Source organism: Streptosporangium sp. NBC_01755 (genome assembly GCF_035917995.1).
Lineage (GTDB): Bacteria > Actinomycetota > Actinomycetes > Streptosporangiales > Streptosporangiaceae > Streptosporangium.
In genome coordinates this window covers 6,891,261-6,911,758 of record NZ_CP109131.1, presented here as the reverse complement: position 1 = coordinate 6,911,758, position 20,498 = coordinate 6,891,261, and the positions used below count along the sequence as shown (strand labels likewise).

The window sequence follows — 20,498 nt, the reverse complement described above, 5'->3', positions numbered from 1 at the left end:
CGAGCCTGGAACGCGCGGCCTGAGGCCGCGCTTGATCAACACCCACATGGGGGTGGTAGTGCGGTGCAAGTCGAGGCGCACCGCACGGGGCGGGTCTAGCATTACCCGCACGCAGTCAAACCACGATCAAGCATACCCGGCGTTCGCAGTGCCGAGTTCGGTCGGGGCGTCCGGCATCAGCCGGCCGCTTGTCCGTCGGTTGGAGTTAACACTCCCAGCCGGGCTTTTCTTCCCGGCCTCGGAGATCCTCTCACACAATCGGGTACGGCCCGAACCCGGGGGGTGCGAGCCGTACCGAAAACCGCGTCTCAGACGTTGAAACCGAGCATCCTGAGCTGCTCGCGACCCTCGTCAGTGATCTTGTCCGGGCCCCACGGCGGGAGCCAGACCCAGTTGATCTTCACATTGGAGACCATGCCGTTCAGGGCCGAGTGCGCCTGGTCCTCGATGACGTCGGTCAGCGGGCAGGCCGCGCTGGTCAGCGTCATGTCGATGGTGGCGACCGGCAACGCGTCCCCCTCGCCCCCTTCGGCGGGGTCCAGGTGGAGCCCGTAGATCAGGCCCAGGTCGACCACGTTGATGCCGAGTTCGGGGTCCACGACGTCCTTGAGGGCCTCCATGACCTCGTCATGGGTGGTGTCCCCGTCGTACGCCGTGGTCGGCGTCTCAACAGCCTTGCTCATTTCATGCTCCTCACGACCGCGTCCTTGTAGGCCATCCAGGCCAGTAGCGCGCACTTCACCCGAGCGGGAAACTTCGCGACCCCCGCGAAGGCCACGGCGTCGCCCAGCACGTCCTCGTCCGCCTCGACCTTCCCCCGGCCCTGCATGAGCCGGGTGAACTCCTCCACGACGCCGAGCGAGTCGTCGACGGTCGAGCCGGTGGCCAGCTCGTGCAGCACCGAGGCCGCGGCCTGGCTGATGGAACAGCCCTGCCCGTCGTAGGAGACGTCCTCGACCTTGCCGCCGTCGCCCAGCTTCACCCGCATGGTGATCTCGTCGCCGCACGTCGGGTTCACATGGTGGACCTCGGCGTCGTACGGGTCGCGAAGACCCCTCCCCTGCGGGTGTTTGTAGTGCTCCAGGATCAGCTCCTGGTACATGGACTCGGCGATCATAGGGTCGTGCTCACCTTCTCGTTCGCTGCGCCGTACGCTCGCGCGTCGCCGGACGCCGTGCCGTGGGCGTGTGGCGCCCGCCGTTCGCTCGCCCGCCGGCTCGACTGCTCGGGCATGACTAGGCGAACACCTTCCGCACGTGGTGGAGGCCGCGGACCAGAGCGTCGATCTCGGCCGGTGTGTTGTACAGGTAGAAGGACGCCCGCGTGGTCGCGGGAATCCCGAATCTCAGGTGGAGCGGACGAGCGCAGTGATGCCCCACGCGTACCGCCACGCCGAAGTTGTCATCCAGGATCTGCCCGACATCGTGCGGGTGAATCCCCTCCAGCGTGAACGAGACGGTGCCGCCGCGGTCGGCGAGGTCCAGCGGGCCGATCACCTTCAGACCCGGGATCTCCCCCAGCGACCCGAGCGCGTAGGCGGTGAGCTCGTGCTCGTGCCGGACGACGGCGTCCATCCCGATCTCGGACAGGTAGTCGACCGCGGCGCCGAGACCGATGGCCTCGACGATCGGCGGCGTGCCCGCCTCGAACTTGTGCGGCGCGGGCGCGTAGGTCGAGTGATCCATCCAGACCGCCTCGATCATCTCGCCGCCGCCCAGGAACGGGGGCATGGCCGAAAGCAGCTCACCGCGGGCCCACAGCACGCCGATCCCCGAGGGGCCGACGACCTTGTGGCCGGTGAAGGCCAGGAAGTCGACACCCAGCGCGGCCACGTCCACCTTCTGGTGGGGCACCGACTGCGAGGCGTCGAGCATCATCAGCGCGCCGACCTCGCGGACCCTGGCGAGCACCGGGGCGACCGGGTTGACCGTGCCCAGCACGTTCGACTGGTGCACGATCGAGACGATCTTCGTGCGCTCGGTGACGAGTTCGTCGAGGTTCGACAGGTCCAGCCGGCCGGAGTCGGTGACGGAGAACCAGCGCAGCGTCGCGCCCGTGCGCTGCGCGAGCATCTGCCACGGCACGATGTTGGAGTGGTGCTCCATCTCGGAGATGACGATCTCGTCGCCGGGGCCGAGCCGGAAGCGCGGGTCCTCGCCGATGGGGTTGCCGAAGGCGTACGCCACCAGGTTGAGCGCCTCGGAGGCGTTCTTGGTGAAGACCACCTCGTCACGGTCGGGCGCGCCGATGAAGGCGGCGACCTTGTCGCGGGCGTTCTCGTACGCCTCGGTGGACTCGGCGCCCAGCGCGTGCATGGCGCGGCCGACGTTGCTGTAGTGCATCGCCATGTGCTCGCGCATCGCCTCGACCACCTGGGTGGGCTTCTGCGCGGAGTTCCCCGAGTCGAGATAGATCAGCGGCCTGCCGCCGGGAAGCTCTCGGGAGAGGACCGGGAAGTCCTTCCTGATCCTCTCCACGTCAAAGCCGGTGTCCACCATCAGGCCGACGCCTTCGTGTACGCCTCGTAGCCTTCGTCCTCAAGCCTGTCGGCGAGCTCGGGGCCACCCTGCTCCACGATCCGCCCCGCGGAGAAGACGTGGACGAAGTCCGGCTTCACATAACGCAGGATGCGGGTGTAGTGGGTGATGAGCAGCACGCCGGTCTCGCCGCCCGAGCGGAAGCGGTTGATCCCCTCGGAGACCACGCGCAGCGCGTCGACGTCGAGGCCGGAGTCGGTCTCGTCGAGAACCGCGATCTTCGGCTTGAGCAGCTCCAGCTGGAGGATCTCGTGGCGCTTCTTCTCACCGCCGGAGAAGCCCTCGTTGACATTGCGCTGGGCGAAGGCCGCGTCGATGGACAGGGCGTCCATGCCGGACTTGAGGTCCTTGGCGAACTGGCGGAGCTTGGGGGCCTCGCCACGGACGGAGGTGACCGCGGTGCGCAGGAAGTTGGAGACGCTGACACCGGGGACCTCGACCGGGTACTGCATGGCGAGGAACAGTCCGGCGCGGGCGCGCTCGTCGACGGTCAGCTCCAGCAGGTCGACCCCGTCGAGCAGGACCTGGCCGCCGGTGATCGTGTACTTGGGGTGACCGGCGATCGCGTACGCGAGCGTGGACTTGCCCGAGCCGTTGGGGCCCATGATGGCGTGGGTCTCGCCGGCCCGCACGGTCAGGTTGACGCCGCGCAGGATCTCCTTGTCGGCGACGTTGACGTGCAGGTCGCGGATCTCCAGGGTGGAACCCGAGGGAACTCGGCTCGTGTCAGACACTTTTATGACTCCTTCGAGAGCGAGACGAGGACGTCATCGCCGTCGATCTTGACTCGGTAGACGGGGACGGGCTTGATGGCGGGCGGACCGGTGGGCTTGCCCGAACGCAGGTCGAAGCACGAACCGTGCAGCCAGCACTCCAGGGTGCCGTCGTAGACCTCCCCCTCGCTGAGTTTCACCTCCGCGTGGGAGCACACGTCGTGTAGCGCGTAGACCTCATCGCCCCGGCGGACCAGGGCGACGGGAGTCTCGCCCACCTCGATGCCGATCACGCCCTCGTCGGGGATGTCGGCGAGCTTGCAGACCTTCTCGAACGTCACTTCTCAAGCTCCGCCTCGACCCGGGCGAGCACTCGCTCGCGAAGCTCGGAGACCTCGATCTTCTCCACCAGTTGCGCGAAGAAGCCCCTGATGACGAGGCGACGCGCGTCCTCGTAGGGGATCCCGCGGGCCTGCAGGTAGAAGAGGTGCTCGTCGTCGAGGCGGCCGGAGGTGCTGGCGTGGCCGGCACCGGCGACCTCTCCGGTGAGGATCTCCAGGTTGGGCACCGAGTCGGCGCGGGCGCCGTCGGTGAGCAGCAGGTTGCGGTTGAGCTCGTAGGTGTCGGTGCCCTCGGCCTCGACCCGGATGATGACGTCGCCGATCCAGACCGCGTGGGCGTCCTGGCCCTGCAGCGCGCCGCGGTAGTCGACGTTGCTCCGGCAGCCGGGCCGGGAGTGGTCGACGAGCAGGCGGTGCTCCAGGTGCTGGCCGGCGTCGACGAAGTAGAGGCCGTTCAGCTCGGCGTCGCCGCCGGGACCGTCGTAGGAGACCGACGGGGAGAGCCGGACCAGGTCGCCTCCGAGGGTGACCACGAAGCTGCGGAAGGTCGCGTCCTTGGAGAGCAGGGCGTGGTGGTGGGAGACGTGCACGGCGCCGTCCGCCCAGTCCTGCAGGCTGATGACCTTGAGCGTGGCGCCCTCGCCCACGACGAACTCGACGTTGTCGGCGTAGAGCGCGCTGCCCTGGTGGTCGAGGACGACCACGGCCTCGGCCATCGGCTCCAGCTTCACGACCGTGTGGCCGTAGGCTGCGCCCCGGCCGGACCCGGTGAGGGTGACCACCGTCGGGGTGGAGACGACGACCTCGCGCGCCACCGTGATCACGGTGGCCTTCTCGAAGGAGGCGTAGGCCTGGGCGCTGACCCGGTCGGCGGGCACGTAGGCCCGGCCGAGCCGCGCGTCGTCGCGGCCGACGGTCTCCACGGTGACCTCGGGGGCGGCGTCGACGTGCACGACCACGTTCGCGGAGGCCGCGACGCCCTCGTGCAGCCCCTTGAGCCGGGAGAGCGGGGTGAAGCGCCACTCCTCCTCCCGGCCGGTCGGTACCGCGAAGTCCGCCACGTCGTACGAGGCCTTCTCGTGGAGCGTCGACAAGGGTTTTGCGGTGTCGAGACCCATCAGCCGACGGCTCCTTCCATCTGCAGTTCGATCAGGCGGTTCAGCTCCAGGGCGTACTCCATCGGGAGCTCGCGGGCGATCGGCTCGACGAAGCCCCGGACGATCATCGCCATGGCCTCGTCCTCGCCCATGCCGCGGCTCATCAGATAGAAGAGCTGGTCGTCGGAGACCTTGGAGACGGTGGCCTCGTGCCCCATGGAGACGTCGTCCTCACGCACGTCCACGTAGGGGTAGGTGTCGGAGCGGCTGATCTGGTCGACGAGCAGCGCGTCGCACTTGACGGTGCTGGCACTGCCGTACGCGCCCTCCTCGATCTGGACCAGACCGCGGTAGGAGGTGCGGCCGCCGCCCCTGGCGACGGACTTGGAGATCACCGAGGAGCTGGTGTTCGGCGCGAGGTGCACCATCTTGGAGCCGGCGTCCTGGTGCTGGCCCTCACCGGCGAAGGCCACGCTGAGGGTCTCGCCCTTGGCGTGCTCGCCCATCAGGTAGATGGCCGGGTACTTCATGGTGACCTTGGAACCGATGTTGCCGTCGACCCACTCCATGGTCGCGCCCTCGTACGCCACGGCGCGCTTGGTGACCAGGTTGTAGACGTTGTTCGACCAGTTCTGGATGGTCGTGTAGCGGCAGCGCGCGCCCTTCTTCACGATGATCTCCACGACCGCGCTGTGCAGCGAGTCCGAGGAGTAGATCGGCGCGGTGCAGCCCTCGACGTAGTGGACGTAGGAGTTCTCGTCCACGATGATCAGGGTCCGCTCGAACTGGCCCATGTTCTCGGTGTTGATCCGGAAGTAGGCCTGGAGCGGAATCTCCACGTTGACGTTCGGCGGCACGTAGATGAAGCTGCCGCCGCTCCAGGTCGCCGTGTTCAGCGCGGCGAACTTGTTGTCGCCGACGGGGATCACGGTCCCGAAGTACTCCTTGAAGATCTCCTCGTGCTCCTTGAGGGCGGTGTCGGTGTCGACGAAGATGACACCCTTCTCCTCAAGGTCCTCACGGATCTTGTGGTAGACCACCTCGGACTCGTACTGGGCGGCGACGCCGGCGACCAGGCGCTGCTTCTCCGCCTCGGGGATGCCGAGCCTGTCGTAGGTGCTCTTGATGTCGTCGGGCAGGTCCTCCCAGGAGGCGGCCTGCTTCTCGGTCGAGCGCACGAAGTACTTGATGTTGTCGAAGTCGATCCCGCTGAGGTCGGAGCCCCAGTTCGGCATGGGCTTCTTGCCGAACAGGCGCAGCCCCTTCAGGCGAAGGTCCAGCATCCACTCCGGCTCGTTCTTCAGCGCGGAGATATTGCGGACGACCTCTTCGGACAGGCCGCGTCGGGCCGTCGCTCCCGCGGCGTCCGAGTCGGCCCAGCCGAACTTGTAATTCCCGAGGCCTTCCAGCTCCGGGCGGTCGGTGACAGTCACCTTCCGGTCTCCTTGCTCGATATGTCGATCGTTTCGTGGGTTGCTGGTGATTGCACCGGCGCGGATGCCGGGGAGTTCGTCGCGCGCTCCCTCGCGCCCGGCCCGGAATCCCGGTGGGGACTCACATGTGTGGTGCACACGCCATCGCCGTGGGCGATGGTCGCGAGCCGCTGCACGGGGGTGTCGAGGATGCGCGCGAACGCCTCCGTCTCGGCCTCGCACAGCTGCGGGAACTCCGCGGCCACGTGCGCCACCGGGCAGTGGTGCTGGCACAGCTGCTCGCCGCCGAGGCTGGCCTTGCTCGCCGAGGCGGCGTAGCCGTCGGCCGACAGCGCCTCGGCCAGGACGCGCACCCGCTGGTCGGCGGGGACCTCGCGCATCTCCGGCCGCAGGCGGGCGACCAGGCCGGCCACCTGTGATCGGGCGAACTCCGCGACGGCCTCCTCACCCACGCGCTCGGCCAGGAAACGCAGCGCGCTCCCGGCGAGACCGTCGTAGGCGTGCTCGAAGGCGCTCCGGCCGGCGTCCGTTATGGCGAACAGCTTGGCCGGTCGGCCACGCCCGCGCTGGCCCCGCGGCCTGGCGGTGCGCGTCTCGGCCATTCCCTCGGCCAGCAGCGCGTCCAGGTGCCTGCGGACCGCGGCGGGAGTGAGACCCAGCCGCTCGCCGAGAGCGGCGGCGGTGACGGGCCCGTGCTCCAGGATGAGCCGGGCGACACGCGCTCGCGTGCTGCGCTCGGCGGACACGACGGAGGGCCGCGCGTCGGCGGCTCCCTCGGTGCCCTGCATCCCGGTCACGTATTTCACAACATCAGTGTGCCGTAATTGCTTCCCGAGTTACAAACGAATGCTCAGTCGCCCCAAATGCGATTTGTCACGCAGGCAAGCCTTACCTAACCTGCGGAAACATTCCGCGCGCCCCTTCGCAGCCCGGTGAAGGCGACAAGCGAGGCAAGGGTGAAGGCGGCCAGGACGACGGCCATCGGCAGGGCCGAGCCCTCGCCCCCCAGACCCACCAGCGGTGCGGCGAGCGCGCCGAGCGCGAACTGCAGCACGCCTGTCAGCGCGGCGGCACTCCCGGCGATCTGCGGGGGCTGGCCGGCCAGGGCGAGCGCGGCACTGCCGGGCATGACGAAGCCCGCACCGCACATGATCACGAACAGGGCGGCGACCAGCACCGGCAGGGGCAGCTGGAGCAGCGCCGTGACGAGCAGCGTCACGCCCCCGGCCAGACTGGTGAACAGCCCGATGAGGACCAGCCGGGCGGGGTCCACCCGGCGCCCGGCGAGGCGCCCGCCGATCTGCGCGGTGATGGTCAGGCCCAGGGCGTTCAGGCCGAACACCAGGGAGAAGGTCTGCGCCGAGGTGCCGTAGACCTCCTGGAGCACGAAGGGCGACCCGGAGATGTAGGCGAACATGCCCGCGAAGCCCAGGCCTCCCGCCAGGGCGGAGGCCATGAAGGACCGGTCGCCGAGCAGGTGCCAGAAGGTGACGAGGGTGTGCCGCAGCCCCCCGCCCTCGCGCTGGTCCACGGGGAGCGTCTCGCGCACCCCGGACAGCGCGGCGGCCAGCAGCAGCAGGCCGGAGACGCTCAGCGCGACGAAGACGCCCCGCCAGGAGGTGTGGTTGAGCAGTTGCGCGCCCGCGATCGGGGCCAGGATCGGCGCGAGGCCGGTCACGAGCATGAGGGTGGCGAAGATGCGGGCGATGGCCGCCCCCTCGTACAGGTCCCGGACGACCGCGCGGACGATCACCAGCGCGGCGCCGCCCGCGATGCCCTGGAGCAGGCGTAACCCGACCAGCCCGTACACCGAGGGCGAGAAGGCGCACAGCAGTGAGGCGACGGCGTAGGCGGAGATGCCGAACAGCAGCGGCCCCCGTCGGCCGCGCATGTCGCTGAGCGGGCCGGCGATGACCTGCCCGACGGAGACCCCGATGAGGCAGGCGGTGAGGGTGAGCTGCACCTGCGCCTGCCCGCTGCCCAGGTCGGCGGCGATGGCGGGGAAGGCCGGCAGATACATGTCGATCGACAGGGGGCCGATCGCGGAAAGCGCGCCCAGTATGATCAGCAGCAGCCCCCTGCGCCGCGTGCTCGGCGCCACCTCCGACGACTCGCCGACGACCGCGGTCATACCCGTTACTCCCCTTTTGATCGCAGGCCACGATGGGCCCACAGGGGCCGAAGCGTCCCAACCATCGACAGGTCATCCGAATTCCTTGATTACGGAAATTTCCGGGAAAGAATCCCAAAGCGCTGATCAGCGAAAGACCGTTGGGAGCGTCCGGCGGGCCGGGGCCGGAACTCCGGGCCGGTGCTGAGCGACCCGGACGCGTGATCCGAGAACGTGACCGGTGACCGCAGTCCCTAAACTCGTGGCCATGGAATCCCCAGCCGTCGAGATCGTCGATCTGGTCAAGAGATACGGCGGAACGACCGCGATCGACGGCCTGACCTTCAACGCCGCCCGAGGCGCGGTCACCGCCGTGCTGGGCCCCAACGGGGCCGGCAAGACCTCCACCCTGGAGATCTGCGAGGGATTCCGCCGGGCCGACGGCGGCAGTGTGAAGGTGCTCGGGCTCGATCCGTCCAGGCCGGAACTGCGGGCCAGGGTCGGCGTGATGCTCCAGGCGGGCGGCGTTCCCCCGGCGACCCGCTGCGGGCGGTGGCTGCGGCTGATGGCCCGCTTCCACGCCCACCCGCTCGACCCCGCGGCGCTGCTGGAACGGCTGGGGCTGACCGAGCACGCCCGCACCCCGTACCGGAGGCTCTCCGGCGGCCAGCAGCAGCGCGTGTCGCTGGCCGGAGCGGTCATCGGCCGGCCCGAACTGGTCTTTCTCGACGAGCCGACCGCGGGCCTGGACCCGCAGGCCAGGCACGCCTGCTGGGAGCTGGTGCGTGACCTGCGCGCGAGCGGGGTCTCGGTGGTGCTCACCACCCACCACATGGACGAGGCGGAGAAACTCTCCGACCAGATCGTGATCATCGACCGTGGCAGGGTGGTCGCCGAGGGCACGCCCTCCTCCCTCACCGGCGCCGAGCGGCAGCTGCGCTTCCGCGCCCGCCCCGGGCTCTGCCTGGACGAGTTGCTCGCCGCGCTGCCCGACGGCAGCTCGGCCAAGGAGTCGCCGGCGGGGCACTACATCATCGAGGGTCAGGTAGCGCCCGGCCTGCTGGCCACCGTGACGACCTGGTGCGCCGCCGAGGGTGTGAGCACCGACGATCTCAGCATCGAGCGGCGTACCCTGGAAGACGTCTTCCTGGAGCTGACCGGGCGCGAGCTCCGTTGACGCCCCCGGCCCCCACCCCTTCACCACGCACGGATCCGGGCGCGGCCCGAGCCAGAGCACAGGAGAGCCGTTTGACCACCCTGGACCTCACCCCGGCCCCCGGAGCCGCGCCGCTGCACCGGATGGTGGCGGCCCAAGCGGGCGCGGAGATCCAGGCGATGCTCCGCAACGGCGAGCAGCTGCTGCTCACGATGATCATCCCGGTGCTGCTGCTCGTCGGCCTCTCGGTCGCCCCGATCATCGACGTGGGCGGCGGTTCCCGGATCGGCTTCGTCGCCCCCGGGGTGCTCGCGCTGGCCGTGATGTCCACCGCCTTCACCGGGCAGGCCATCGCGACGGGCTTCGAGCGCCGCTACGGCGTGCTGAAGCGGCTGGGCGCGACCCCGCTGTCGCGGACCGGTCTGATGCTGGCCAAGACGCTCGCGGTGATCGCCGTGGAGGTCATCCAGGTCACGGTCATCTGCGGGGTGGCGCTCGCCCTGGGCTGGCGCCCGGCGGGCTCGCCGCTCGCGGTGCTGCTGCTGGTCGTGCTGGGCACCGCCGCGTTCAGCGGGCTCGGCCTGCTGATGGCCGGCACGCTGCGTGCCGAGGCGACGCTCGCCGCGGCGAACCTCGTCTACCTGGTCCTGCTCGCCTGCGGCGGGATCGCCTTCCCGCTGGCGAGGTTCCCCGAGTCGGTACGGCCGGTGCTGGAGTCGCTGCCGATCTCCGCGCTGAGCGGGGGGCTCCGCGCGGTCCTGAGCGAGGGGGCGGGGCCGCCGCTCACCGCCCTGGCGGTCCTCGCGGCGTGGGCGGCGGTGTCGCTCTTCCTGACCTCGCGGACCTTCCGCTGGGAATGAACTGACTTTTCCGGTTCGTAACGGCCCATCTCATAACGGCCCATCTCATAACGGCCCGTCTCATAACGGCCTGTCACATAGTGCCTCCTCTTTCGCGAGCCCGTCTCATACCGCGGACATCACTGAAAGCGGGAGCCCCGATCAGTAAGGTGCCATTAACTATTTCGTGCCTGGCACAAGGAGTGTCGTGACCGCCGAAGCCCTGCACGGGCCCGCTGAGCCCCGCAGACCGGGAGCGCTGCTGAGGGCCGCCTCCGATGCCATCCCGCCATCCGGGCTGGTGCTGCTGGCCATCCTGTCGGTACAGGTGGGCGCGGGTTTCGCCAAGGACCTGTTCTCCCAGTTGCCGCCGAGTGCCGTGGTGTTCCTGCGGATCGCGACGGGTGCGCTGATCATGGGAGTGATCGCCAGGCCCCGGCTGAAAGGGCTGACCCGGAAGGACCTCGCGGTGGGCGCGGCCTTCGGCCTGACGCTGGGCGTGATGAATCTGTCGTTCTACGAGGCGCTGGCCCGGCTGCCCATGGGCATCGCGGTGGCGATCGAGTTCCTCGGGCCGCTCGGTGTCGCGGTGGCGGCATCACGCCGCCGCCTCGACCTGCTCTGGGTCGTGCTCGCAGCCTCCGGTGTGCTGCTGCTGGCCCCGTGGGGCACGTCGGCGTCCAGGATCAGCTGGGCCGGAATCGCCTTCGCCCTGGTCGCGGGGGTCTGCTGGGCCGGCTACATCCTGCTGGCGGCCTCGGTCGGCCGGCGCTTCCCCGGGGCGACCGGCCTCTCCCTGGCGATGATCCTCTCCTTCGTGCTGATCGCCCCCTTCGGGATCGCTTCGGGCGGCGCCGACCTGCTCCGGCCCGAACTGCTGCTGATCGGCGTCGGGGTGGGCCTGCTGTCGTCGGTCATCCCCTACTCGATAGAGCTGGAGGCCCTGCGCAGGATGCCCAAGCGGGTCTTCGGCATCCTGATGAGCATGGAGCCCGCGGCGGCCGCGCTGGTCGGCCTGCTGGTGCTGGGCGAGGTGCTCCAGGTGCGCGAGTGGGCCGCCATCGGCTGCGTGGTCATCGCCAGCGTCGGCGCCACCCGCGGCTCGCGCTGACCTCCGCCGGCCGCGCCACTACGTCGATCGGCCCTCCCGCCTCCTCAGACCCCGCCGAGGTAGGCCTCGACCACCCGGGGGTCCCGGCGGAGCTCGGCGGCGGGCCCGTCGAGGGCGCACTCGCCGTTCTCGATCACGTATCCGCGGTGGGCGATTCCGAGGGCGGCGACGGCGTTCTGCTCGACGAGCAGCACCGAGGTGCCCTCGGCGTTGATACCCGCGATGAGCTTCATGACCGAGGCGACCACCAGCGGCGCCAGGCCCATGGACGGCTCGTCCAGCAGCAGCAGCCGGGGCCCGGTGACCAGCGCCCTGCCGATGGCGAGCATCTGCTGCTCGCCGCCCGACAGCGTGCCCCCCTGCTGGGCGCGCCGCTCGGCCAGGTGGGGCAGCAGCTCGTACACGTGCTCGATCCGCCTGCGGATCTCCGCCTGGTCACGGACCAGGTAACCGCCCAGTTGGAGGTTCTCGTGGACGCTGAGCGTGCTGAAGATCCTGCGGCCCTCGGGGACGTGCACCAGGCCGCGGGCGGTGATCCTGTGCGGCTTCCGGCCGGTGATCTCCCTGCCGTCGAAGACCACCCTGCCGCCGCTGGGCCGCAGCAGCCCCGAGACCGCGGCCAGCGTGGTGGTCTTGCCCGCGCCGTTGTTGCCCAGCAGGGCGACGATCTCGCCCTCGGCGACGCCCAGGGACAGGCCGCGCAGGGCGTGCACGCCGCCGTAGTGGACGTCCAGCCCGTCGATGTCAAGCATTCGCGTCACTCCCGGCCGGGTCCTCTGTCCCCGCACTGTCTTTCCCGAGGGCGTCCTTCCCCGCGGTCTTCCCTGCGTCCTTCCCCGCGGTCTTCCCCACAGTCTTTCCCACAGTCTTCCCTGCGGTCTTCCCTGCGGTCTTCCCCGGCGAGGCGGCGGGGTCGCCGCCGAGGTACGCCTCGATGACCGCCGGGTCGCGCCGGACGTCCTCGGGGCGGCCGTCGGCGATCTCCCTGCCGAAGTTGAGCACGACCACGCGCTCGGAGACCTCCATGACCAGGCCCATGTCGTGCTCGATGAGCACGATGGCCACGCCGAGCGCCTGGACGCGCCGGATCAGGTCGAGCATCTCGGCCTTCTCCCCGTGGTTGAGCCCGGCCGCGGGCTCGTCCAGCAGCAGCAGGTCGGGCCGGCGGGCCAGGGCGCGGGCGATCTCGGTGCGACGCTGCTCGCCGTAGGGCAGGGCTCTGGCCTGCCCGTACCGGTCGCCGCGCAGGCCGACGAAGTCCAGCCAGTGGTGTGCCTGCTCGGTGCACTCGCGCTCGGAGCGCCGGTAGCGCGGGGTGTGCAGCAGGGCGTCCAGGACGCTCTGGCGCAACCACAGGTGCGATCCGGCGCGCACGTTGTCCAGGACCGACAGCTCGCCGAACAGGCGCAGGTTCTGGAAGGTCCGCGCGACGCCCAGGCCCGCGATGGCCGAGGGCCGCAGCCCGGGCAGGTCCCTTCCGCGCAGGGTGATCCGGCCCGAGGTGGGCCGGTAGAAGCCGGTGACGCAGTTGAAGGCCGATGTCTTGCCCGCCCCGTTGGGCCCGATCACGGAGACGATCTCCGCCTCGCCCACCGAGAACGACAGGCCGTCGATGGCCACCAGCCCGCCGAAGGACAGGCGCAGGTCGGCCACGGTCAGCAGGCTCAAGGGACCTCCTTGGAACGGGCCGGCCAGAGCCCCTGCGGGCGCAGGAGCATGAAGGCGATGAGCAGGACACCGAAAAGGAAGAACCGGTAGTCGGCGAGGTCGCGCAGGATCTCCGGCAGGATGCTGATCACGACGGCTCCGACGACGACGCCGGGCACCGAGCCCATGCCGCCGAGGACCACGGCCATCAGTACCAGCGCCGACGACAGGAAGGTGAAGCTGCCCGGCGAGACGGCCGACAGGTGCGCGGCGAACAGCACCCCGGCCAGGCCGCCCCAGACCGCCCCCGCGACGTAGGCGGCGAGCTTGACCCGGTAGGTGTGCACGCCCATCGCCTCGGCCGCGTCCTCGTCCTCGCGGACGAAGCGCCAGGCCCGGCCCAGGCGGGAGCGGCCCAGCCTGGCCGCGCCGAGGACGGCCAGCGAGACGACGGCCACCGTAAGGTAGTAGAAGGCCACCGGGCCCTCGACCAGGTGCGGGATGCCGTAGATGCCCGAGGGTCCGCCGGTGACGTCCAGGTTGTTGGCGGTGATCCGGATGATCTCACCGAAGCCGAGCGTCACGATGGCGAGGTAGTCACTGCGCAGCCGCAGCGTCGGCGCGCCGATGACGATCCCGGCTACGACGGTGACCACGATCACGGCGGGCACCGTGGCGAGCAGCGGCAACTCCAGGTGGGTGGCCAGCACCCCGCTGGTGTAGGCGCCGACCGCGAAGAAGGCGACGTAGCCCAGGTCGAGCAGGCCGCAGTAGCCGACCACGATGTTCAGACCGGCGGCGAGCATCACCGCGATGGCCGCGCTGGTCATGACCGACAGCGCGTACGGCGTGGCGTCGACGAAGGGTGCGAGCAGCGCGACCAGCAGTCCGGCCAGCCCGGCCCAGCGGTTCTGCAGCAGCCTCGACATTCTGCTGGGCGGCCGGTCCGTGCCGAGACGGCGGACCTTGGTCTCGGTCACACGCGCTCCGTCACGCGCTCGCCGAGCAGGCCGGTGGGCCGCACCGTCAGGAACAGGATCAGCACCCCGAAGGCGAACACGTCGCGCCACTCGCCACCCAGCCAGAACGTGCCGAACGACTCCAGCAGCCCGAGGAGCAGGCCACCGAGCATGGTGCCGGGGATGTTGCCGATGCCGCCGATGACCGCCGCCGTGAAGGCCTTGAGGCCGATCAGGAAGCCCATCATGAAGTCGATCTTCCCGTAGTAGGCCCCCGCCATCACGCCCGCGGCCCCCGCCAGAGCCGAGCCGACGAAGAAGGCGCGGGAGATCACCGCGTTGACGTCGATGCCCATCAGCGCGCTGGTGCGCGGGTCCAGCGCGATGGCCCGCATCGCCCTGCCCTCACGGGTCCGGGTGACCAGCAGGTTGAGCCCGGCCATGAGGAGCACCGCCACGCCGATCAGGACGAGCTGCTGCAGGGTGATCCTGGCACCGAGGACCTCCAGCGAGGTACCGCCCAGCCGCACCGGGTAGACCCGGGGGTCGGCCCCGGCCATCGCGCGCATCCCGTACTCCAGTGCGAAGGAGGCGCCGACGGCGGTGATCAGCAGGGACAGCCGCGGGGCGCGGCGTAGCGGCCGGTAGGCGATCCGCTCCAGCGCCACCCCGGCCAGGCCGGTGACGACCATGGTCGCCAGGAGCACCGCGAGCAGCAGCGGCAGGGCCATGGCGGAGGACACGCCGCCGACCGCGCCGAGGATGGCGAAGCCGGCGAACGCGCCGAGCATGTACAGGTCGCCGTGGGCGAAGTTGAGCAGCTTGATGATCCCGTAGACCATGCTGTAACCCAGGGCCACCAGGGCGTAGAACGAGCCGACGAAAAGCCCGTTCCAGATGAGTTGCGTCACTTCAGGGAGTCCTGCAGGGCGAACCTGTCGCCCTTGACGACGAGGATCTGGAAGCCGCCGTTGGCCAGGGTGTGTTCGGGGGTGAACTTCAGCGGCCCGGAGAACATCGGGAAGCCGTCGATCGCCTCAAGCGCCGCGATGACCTTGGTTCCGTCGGTGGCGCCCGCCTTGGTGACCGCCTCCGCGGCCAGTCGCACCGCGTCGTAGGCCTGGTTGGAGTACGGGCCCGGCTCGGCGCCGTACTTCTTCTTGTAGGCGTCGATCCAGCCCTCGGCGCCCTCCAGGGTGTCGGGGGTCTGGGTCATCGTGGCGTAGAGGCCCTCGGCGGCCTCGGCTCCGGCGATCTCGACCAGCTTGGGAGAGACCGAGCCGTCGCCGACCATGATGGAACCCTTGTACCCGGCCTGCCGGAGCTGGCGCGCGATCAGGCCGCCCTCCTGGAAGTAACCGGTCCAGTAGACGAAGTCGGGCTTCTTGGCCAGCACGTTGGTGATGTTGGCGCTGTAGTCGCTCTCCTTCGGGGTGACCGCCTCGGTGATCGCCGCCTCGGCCCCGCCCGGGGCCTCCAGCAGGGCCTGGGTGCGCAGCGCGATGTCCTTGGAGTAGCTGGTGTTGTCGTGCATCAGCGCGACGCTCCTGGACCCCTGCTTGGTGATCCACTTCTCCGCGGCCGCGGCCTGCTGGGAGCCGGTGCCGTTGATCAGGAAGACGTGCTTGAGCTTCTGGTCGACCAGTTCCTGGGAGTTGGCAGCCGGAATGATCATGGGAATGCCGGCCTTTCCGAAGATCGGCAGGGTGGGGAGCGTCGCACCGGAGCAGTAGCCGCCCACCGAGACGTCGATTCCCTCGGTGACCAGCTTGTTGGCGCCGGCGGCGGCCGACTGGGCGTCACAGGCGTCGTCGGCGGTCTTCAGCTCCAGCTTGCGGCCGAGCACGCCGCCCTTGGCGTTGATCTCGTCGATCGCGAGCTGCGCCGCGTTGCTCATATAGGGACCGGTGGCGGCCTCGCTGCCCGACTGCGGGATCAGCATGCCGAGGACGATCGGCTCGTCCTTTCCGGCGGCGGTCTGCCCGGCGCCGTCACCACCACCGAGCAGTCCCTGGCCACACCCGGTGACCAGGAGGCCGAGAACGGCCAGCGACGTGAAGGATTTCAGGGGGATGGCACGCATGTGCTGCTCCTCACATCTGGCGACGTGTGACATTGCACGTGTAGTTCGGAGGACACGTCAAGACCCAAAAAGATCGTTGGCGTTAGGACATCGCTTCTTCCGCAAGCCGCGGCCCATCGGTAAACGAATCGCCATCGGAGTCGGAGAGGGCGGCATCCTCGCTGTTCGGGCCCGGCGCGGCCGGCCTCAGGCCGGATACAACCGACCTCAGGCCTGGTGCAGCCGACCTTCAGGCCCGGCGCGGCCGACCTCAGGCCGGCCGGTCGGAGACCGGCAGGTCAGGGCCGCCGGTCAGGGCCGCCGGTCAGGTCAGGTCGGCGTGTCAGCGGTTCAGAGGAGGAAACCCGCGGGAAACGGGTCGCGGGGGTCGAGAAAATACTGGGCGGTGCCGGTGATCCACGCCCGCCCGGTGACGGCGGGGACCACCGCGGGCAGACCCGCCACCTCCGTCTCCCCGACGAGCCGCCCGACGAACCGGGTGCCGATGAACGACTCGTTCACGAAATCGGTGTCCAGGCCGAGCTCGTCCCTGGCGTGCGGCTGGGCCATCCTGGCGCTGGTGCCGGTGCCGCAGGGCGAGCGGTCGAACCAGCCCGGGTGGATCGCCATCGCGTGCCGCGAGTGCCGGGCGTCGGAGCCCGAGCCTCCGTACCGGCGTCGGCACCAGGGGTCCGCGACGGGACCGCAGCCCTCGCCACCTAGCATGTGAGCCGTGAAGCACCTCCTTGACCAGACCCGCCGGCAGGCCGCGAGACTGACGTGGATCGTGGGGCCGCCGACCTCCCTCACGCTGCGCCGCTGGGCGCTGGCGTCGGTGGCGGTCAACATCGGCATCACGGTGACGGGCGCCGCGGTGCGGGTCACCGGCTCCGGCCTGGGCTGCCCCACCTGGCCCAGGTGCACGCCGGACAGCTTCATCCCGGTGGTCCACGACGACATCTCGCCGATCAACATGGCGATCGAGTTCGGCAACCGGCTGCTGACCTTCCTGGTCCTCGCCGTCGGCCTGGCCTGCCTGTTCGCCGCCCTGCGGCTGCTGCCCCGCCGCCCCGATCTGGTCAGGCTGGCCTGGCTGCAGCCGATCGGCGTGGCCGTGCAGGGTCTCTGGGGCGGCCTGGTCGTGCGCACCGCGCTCAACCCGGTCACCGTGAGCGTGCACTTCCTGGTCTCCATCGGCATGATCGCCGCGGCGTACGCGCTGTACGCCCGCTCCGGCGAGGGCGCGGGCCCACCGCTGCGCCTGGTCCACCGCCACGTCCGCACGCTCGGTTTCGTGCTCACCGCCGCCGTGTTCGTCCTGCTCGTCATGGGCGTGGTGGTGACCGGCACCGGGCCGCACTCCGGGGACGCGATGGCCTCCAGGTTCGACTTCGACATCGAGACCGTGGCGAGGATCCACGCCGACGTCGCCTACGTGGTGGTCGGCCTCACCTTCGCACTGGCGTTCGCGCTGCATATCACCGACGCGCCCGGGCACGCCCGGCGCGCCGCCTGGACGCTGCTCGGCGTGGAGGTGGCGCAGGGGGGAATCGGATACGTCCAGTACTTCCTGGGCGTGCCCGCGACCCTGGTCAACCTCCACGTGCTCGGCTCGGCCCTGGTCTGGGTCTACACGCTGCGGCTGGTGTTCGCGACACGCTCGCGCGGCCCGGCGGGCACTACGGCCGTCGGGAACGCGAACGAGCTCGACCGGGTCCCGGCCTGACCCCGGCGGGAACGCCGCGTTCACTGACCCCCGAAGGGAACGCACCGCGTTCACTGCCCCGGAGGGAACGCCGCGTTCACTGCCCCGGAGGGAACGCCGCGTTCACTGCCCCGGAGGGAACGCCGCGTTCACTGCCCCGGAGGGAACACGCCGCGTTCGGGTCGCGCTCAGTCAGGGCGGATGCCGTGCCCGGGGAACGGCCGCGAGGAGGCGCCCCCCTGCGGGTACGGCGAGCCGCCCGGTGGCCGGGCACCGGATCCGTACCCCGGCGGGAGGTCGCCTCCGCCGGGAGACGGCAGCGGCGGCGGTGGCTGCGGGGGGAACTGGGCGCGGGAGGCGGCCATGCACTCCAGCAACGCCCGCTGCTCCTCGTTGAACGTGCGCTCGTCGATCACGTGGCCCCTGGCCCGCTCGTGGAGCAGGCCCAGCTCGGTGGCCGCGAGCTGGTAGTCACTCATCGCCCGCAGTCCCATCCTGCCTCCGTTGGTCCTGGCCCACTGCCGGGCATGGCGGCGCCCCGGCAGGGAGGAGAGCATCGCGATGTCGTACGAGGACACCAGCCCCGTCGCCCAGTAGGCGGGCAGGTAGGTCTGGATGAGCCCGATGATCCGCTTGCGGTCGCGGAAGATGATCCAGATCAGCACGAACAGCACGATCATCAGCAGCAGGTAGGCGATGGCCAGGCCGGCGATGCCGACATAGGAGGCGAAGCCGTTCCAGATGCCGTGCAGCAGCATCGCGCCGATCCATCCGGCGGCGATGACGAAGATCCGGCCAGGCCCCCGGCGCTGCGCCGCGTAGGCCACCGCGACGCCGATCATGGAGGTGAAAAGCGGGTGGGCGAACGGTGAGAGGATCCCGCGCAGCACGACGGTCACCGCCAGGCCCTGCGCGCCCATGTCGTCGAGCGCGGCCACGTAGTAGCTGACGTTCTCGCTCATGGCGAAGCCGAGGCCGACCATGCAGGCGTAGATGATGCCGTCGGTGGGCCCGTCGAGTTCCGCGCGCCTGAATTTGAGCAGGCCCAGCAGGACCAGGCCCTTCATCGTCTCCTCGACCACGGGGGCACCGAACGTGGCGGCGATGTTGCGCGCGTAGTCGTAGCCGAGCCCGGCGGCGTTCTCGATGTAGACGAGGTTGAAGGAGTTGATCACCCCGGCGACCAGGACCGCCACGCCGGCTCCCCAGGCGAACGCGAAGATCAGGTTGCCGCGCGGCTCCGGCTCGATCCGATCGAGGGCCAGCACCGCGGCCAGCAGCACGGGGACAGGCGCCAGCGCGAGGATCAGGGCGATGAAGAAGTAGACCGGGTCGCCGTTCAGCACGTCGAAGGAGAGCGACACCAGGCCGCACAGCCCCGTCAGGACGAGCCCGGTGATCAGCGCGAGCGACGGACGGTCCTTGAGCACCCACCGGGGGTCACGGCTGGCCATGAGGCAACCGTAACCGCTGACTTCCACCCCACGAATCAAACCGGGATATTCCAGCGCGAGGGTCTGCGATCCGCGCCTGGCGGCCAGACCTGCACGCCCCGGATCCGGAGACCATACCGAGTGCTGGAACGGTCACGGAACCGGAGCCGTGATCCGGCTCCTGAGGTTTTCCGACGACCATGAGCTACCCTCCCCACGACCAGGCCCGGCCCGGGCCGGCAAAGAAAACGTGTTCCCCACCCGGGAGACGTCTCCCCCTCACAGGAGACGCGGAAACGGGCATGTGGCAGGAGAGCGTATTCGCGGGAGGACTCAGACGAACATCGAGTCGATCGCGACGGCCAGGAACAGCAGTGCCAGGTAGGCGTTGGACCAGTGGAAGAAGCGCATCGGGCGCAGGTCGACACCGGTCTTGCCCGCGTTGACCCGGCCGAGGAGGCGGTGAACCTCCCACAGGCAGGCGGCGCCGAGGACGACGGCGACGGCGGGGTAGAGAAGGGTGGTTCCGGCCACCGGCCACAGCAGCAGCGAGCAGAGCACCGTGGCCCAGGTGTAGACGATGCTCTCCAGCACCACCCGGCGCTCGGTGGCCACCACCGGGAGCATGGGGACCTTCGCCGCGGCGTAGTCCTCCTTGTAGCGCATGGCCAGGGTCCAGGTGTGCGGAGGCGTCCAGAAGAACACCACGCCGAAGAGCACCACGGGAGCCCAGGCGAGGCTGCCGGTGACACCCGCCCAGCCGATCAGCACCGGCATGCAGCCCGCGAGGCCCCCCCACACCACGTTCTGCGAGGTCCGCCGCTTGAGGATCATCGAGTAGACGAGCACGTAGAACAGGTTCGCGGCCAGCGACAGTCCGGCGGCGAGCCAGTTCACGGTCAGCCCGAGGCCAAGGGTCGACAGCACCCCGAGGATGATCCCGAAGATCAGCGCGTTGGTCGGCGGCACCAGGTCGCGGGCGAGCGGGCGGCGCCGGGTGCGGCGCATGGCCGCGTCGATGTCACGGTCGATGTAGCAGTTCAGGGCGTTCGCGCTGCCGGCCGACAGGGTGCCGAACACCAGGGTGTTGACGGCGATCCACAGCGGCGGCAGGCCCTTGGCCGCCAGGAACATCACCGGGAGCGTCGTGATCAGCAGCAGTTCGATGATCCGCGGCTTCGTGAGGGCGACGTACGCCTTCACGACGTCACCGAAGGAGCGAGGCACGGCGCCTGCGGCCGTGCCCGCCTCGGGCGGGACCGTCGATTGGTTGTCGGTGAGCACCATCTAAGGCGCTTCCAGCACGTGCGGGGTCAACGCGTAACCTCTGATTAGAGCGGATCCATGGATGCGGG

At 69.9% G+C, this 20,498-nt stretch carries 20 protein-coding genes and 1 pseudogene; 4 read left to right on the top strand and 17 right to left on the bottom strand.

Annotated features, from left to right (window positions below):
* Positions 1 to 308: 308 nt before the first annotated feature.
* From OG884_RS31860 to OG884_RS31820, 9 genes are all read right to left on the bottom strand, one after another.
* Complete coding sequence (locus OG884_RS31860; protein ID WP_326639044.1) at positions 309 to 683, bottom strand: metal-sulfur cluster assembly factor; 375 nt, start codon at positions 681 to 683, stop codon at positions 309 to 311.
* Positions 680 to 1,117, bottom strand: a complete 438-nt coding sequence (sufU, locus tag OG884_RS31855) for a Fe-S cluster assembly sulfur transfer protein SufU (protein WP_326639042.1) — start codon at positions 1,115 to 1,117, stop codon at positions 680 to 682. The genes OG884_RS31860 and sufU overlap by 4 nt, the downstream gene beginning before the upstream one ends.
* Positions 1,118 to 1,235: 118 nt before the next feature.
* Positions 1,236 to 2,498, bottom strand: coding sequence for a cysteine desulfurase (locus OG884_RS31850; protein WP_326639040.1), 1,263 nt, complete (start codon positions 2,496 to 2,498; stop codon positions 1,236 to 1,238).
* Entirely contained in the window at positions 2,498 to 3,271 is a 774-nt protein-coding gene (sufC, locus tag OG884_RS31845; protein WP_442811571.1) for a Fe-S cluster assembly ATPase SufC, read from the bottom strand. The genes OG884_RS31850 and sufC overlap by 1 nt, the downstream gene beginning before the upstream one ends.
* A 2-nt stretch (positions 3,272 to 3,273) precedes the next feature.
* Positions 3,274 to 3,591 carry a Rieske (2Fe-2S) protein gene (locus OG884_RS31840; protein WP_326639038.1) on the bottom strand — a complete coding sequence of 106 codons (318 nt, stop codon included), beginning with the start codon at positions 3,589 to 3,591 and terminating at the stop codon, positions 3,274 to 3,276.
* A complete protein-coding gene (sufD, locus tag OG884_RS31835; RefSeq protein WP_326639036.1) occupies positions 3,588 to 4,709 on the bottom strand; it encodes a Fe-S cluster assembly protein SufD in 1,122 nt (373 codons plus the stop codon). Before sufD ends, OG884_RS31840 begins: the two co-directional genes overlap by 4 nt.
* Positions 4,709 to 6,121, bottom strand: a complete 1,413-nt coding sequence (sufB, locus tag OG884_RS31830) for a Fe-S cluster assembly protein SufB (protein WP_326639035.1) — start codon at positions 6,119 to 6,121, stop codon at positions 4,709 to 4,711. Before sufB ends, sufD begins: the two co-directional genes overlap by 1 nt.
* Complete coding sequence (locus OG884_RS31825; protein WP_326647056.1) at positions 6,118 to 6,909, bottom strand: helix-turn-helix transcriptional regulator; 792 nt, start codon at positions 6,907 to 6,909, stop codon at positions 6,118 to 6,120. Before OG884_RS31825 ends, sufB begins: the two co-directional genes overlap by 4 nt.
* A gap of 104 nt (positions 6,910 to 7,013) precedes the next feature.
* Entirely contained in the window at positions 7,014 to 8,252 is a 1,239-nt protein-coding gene (locus OG884_RS31820) for a multidrug effflux MFS transporter (protein WP_326639033.1), read from the bottom strand.
* 247 nt (positions 8,253 to 8,499) lie between these two features.
* Between OG884_RS31820 and OG884_RS31815 the strand changes: the two genes are divergently transcribed.
* The 3 genes from OG884_RS31815 to OG884_RS31805 all read left to right on the top strand — a co-directional run bounded on the left by OG884_RS31815 (position 8,500) and on the right by OG884_RS31805 (position 11,337).
* Positions 8,500 to 9,408, top strand: coding sequence for an ABC transporter ATP-binding protein (locus OG884_RS31815; RefSeq protein ID WP_326639030.1), 909 nt, complete (start codon positions 8,500 to 8,502; stop codon positions 9,406 to 9,408).
* 122 nt (positions 9,409 to 9,530) lie between these two features.
* On the top strand, positions 9,531 to 10,247 hold the full coding sequence (locus OG884_RS31810) for an ABC transporter permease (protein ID WP_326647054.1): 717 nt from the start codon (positions 9,531 to 9,533) through the stop codon (positions 10,245 to 10,247).
* 187 nt (positions 10,248 to 10,434) lie between these two features.
* On the top strand, positions 10,435 to 11,337 hold the full coding sequence (locus tag OG884_RS31805; RefSeq protein WP_326639028.1) for an EamA family transporter: 903 nt from the start codon (positions 10,435 to 10,437) through the stop codon (positions 11,335 to 11,337).
* A 44-nt stretch (positions 11,338 to 11,381) separates the two neighbouring features.
* Here the strand turns inward: OG884_RS31805 and OG884_RS31800 are convergent, their stop codons facing one another.
* The 6 genes and pseudogenes from OG884_RS31800 to OG884_RS31775 form a co-directional block, all read right to left on the bottom strand.
* Positions 11,382 to 12,089, bottom strand: a complete 708-nt coding sequence (locus OG884_RS31800) for an ABC transporter ATP-binding protein (protein ID WP_442811570.1) — start codon at positions 12,087 to 12,089, stop codon at positions 11,382 to 11,384.
* Positions 12,082 to 13,005: an ABC transporter ATP-binding protein gene (locus OG884_RS31795; protein ID WP_326639024.1), complete on the bottom strand. Its 924-nt coding sequence runs from the start codon at positions 13,003 to 13,005 to the stop codon at positions 12,082 to 12,084. The genes OG884_RS31800 and OG884_RS31795 overlap by 8 nt, the downstream gene beginning before the upstream one ends.
* Positions 13,002 to 13,964, bottom strand: a complete 963-nt coding sequence (locus tag OG884_RS31790) for a branched-chain amino acid ABC transporter permease (protein ID WP_326639022.1) — start codon at positions 13,962 to 13,964, stop codon at positions 13,002 to 13,004. The genes OG884_RS31795 and OG884_RS31790 overlap by 4 nt, the downstream gene beginning before the upstream one ends.
* Complete coding sequence (locus tag OG884_RS31785) at positions 13,961 to 14,854, bottom strand: branched-chain amino acid ABC transporter permease (RefSeq protein WP_326639021.1); 894 nt, start codon at positions 14,852 to 14,854, stop codon at positions 13,961 to 13,963. The genes OG884_RS31790 and OG884_RS31785 overlap by 4 nt, the downstream gene beginning before the upstream one ends.
* On the bottom strand, positions 14,851 to 16,026 hold the full coding sequence (locus OG884_RS31780; protein WP_326639019.1) for a branched-chain amino acid ABC transporter substrate-binding protein: 1,176 nt from the start codon (positions 16,024 to 16,026) through the stop codon (positions 14,851 to 14,853). Before OG884_RS31780 ends, OG884_RS31785 begins: the two co-directional genes overlap by 4 nt.
* A gap of 330 nt (positions 16,027 to 16,356) precedes the next feature.
* Positions 16,357 to 16,665 (bottom strand): annotated as a pseudogene (locus tag OG884_RS31775) (proline racemase family protein); the annotation flags it as partial.
* Positions 16,666 to 16,738: 73 nt separating this feature from the next.
* Here OG884_RS31775 and OG884_RS31770 point away from each other — a divergent pair.
* Complete coding sequence (locus OG884_RS31770; RefSeq protein ID WP_326639016.1) at positions 16,739 to 17,731, top strand: COX15/CtaA family protein; 993 nt, start codon at positions 16,739 to 16,741, stop codon at positions 17,729 to 17,731.
* Between the two features lie 167 nt (positions 17,732 to 17,898).
* On the opposite strand, the gene OG884_RS31765 is transcribed toward OG884_RS31770, so the two are convergent.
* Positions 17,899 to 19,164, bottom strand: coding sequence for a PrsW family intramembrane metalloprotease (locus OG884_RS31765; RefSeq protein WP_326639014.1), 1,266 nt, complete (start codon positions 19,162 to 19,164; stop codon positions 17,899 to 17,901).
* 312 nt (positions 19,165 to 19,476) lie between these two features.
* Positions 19,477 to 20,430 (bottom strand): heme o synthase, encoded by a 954-nt coding sequence (locus OG884_RS31760; protein WP_326639012.1) that lies wholly within the window; start codon positions 20,428 to 20,430, stop codon positions 19,477 to 19,479.
* Positions 20,431 to 20,498: the final 68 nt, after the last annotated feature.

Excerpts from the sequence above, each read along its gene's own strand:
- OG884_RS31810 (WP_326647054.1), top strand. The coding sequence starts at position 9,531 with ATGGTGGCGGCCCAAGCGGGCGCGGAGATCCAGGCGATGCTCCGCAAC.
- sufU (WP_326639042.1), bottom strand. The coding sequence starts at position 1,117 with ATGATCGCCGAGTCCATGTACCAGGAGCTGATCCTGGAGCACTACAAA.
- OG884_RS31765 (WP_326639014.1), bottom strand. The coding sequence starts at position 19,164 with ATGGCCAGCCGTGACCCCCGGTGGGTGCTCAAGGACCGTCCGTCGCTC.
- OG884_RS31820 (WP_326639033.1), bottom strand. The coding sequence starts at position 8,252 with ATGACCGCGGTCGTCGGCGAGTCGTCGGAGGTGGCGCCGAGCACGCGG.
- sufD (WP_326639036.1), bottom strand. The coding sequence starts at position 4,709 with ATGGGTCTCGACACCGCAAAACCCTTGTCGACGCTCCACGAGAAGGCC.
- OG884_RS31815 (WP_326639030.1), top strand. The coding sequence starts at position 8,500 with ATGGAATCCCCAGCCGTCGAGATCGTCGATCTGGTCAAGAGATACGGC.
- OG884_RS31800 (WP_442811570.1), bottom strand. The coding sequence starts at position 12,089 with ATGCTTGACATCGACGGGCTGGACGTCCACTACGGCGGCGTGCACGCC.
- OG884_RS31825 (WP_326647056.1), bottom strand. The coding sequence starts at position 6,909 with ATGCAGGGCACCGAGGGAGCCGCCGACGCGCGGCCCTCCGTCGTGTCC.
- OG884_RS31780 (WP_326639019.1), bottom strand. The coding sequence starts at position 16,026 with ATGCGTGCCATCCCCCTGAAATCCTTCACGTCGCTGGCCGTTCTCGGC.
- OG884_RS31760 (WP_326639012.1), bottom strand. The coding sequence starts at position 20,430 with ATGGTGCTCACCGACAACCAATCGACGGTCCCGCCCGAGGCGGGCACG.
- OG884_RS31850 (WP_326639040.1), bottom strand. The coding sequence starts at position 2,498 with ATGGTGGACACCGGCTTTGACGTGGAGAGGATCAGGAAGGACTTCCCG.
- OG884_RS31860 (WP_326639044.1), bottom strand. The coding sequence starts at position 683 with ATGAGCAAGGCTGTTGAGACGCCGACCACGGCGTACGACGGGGACACC.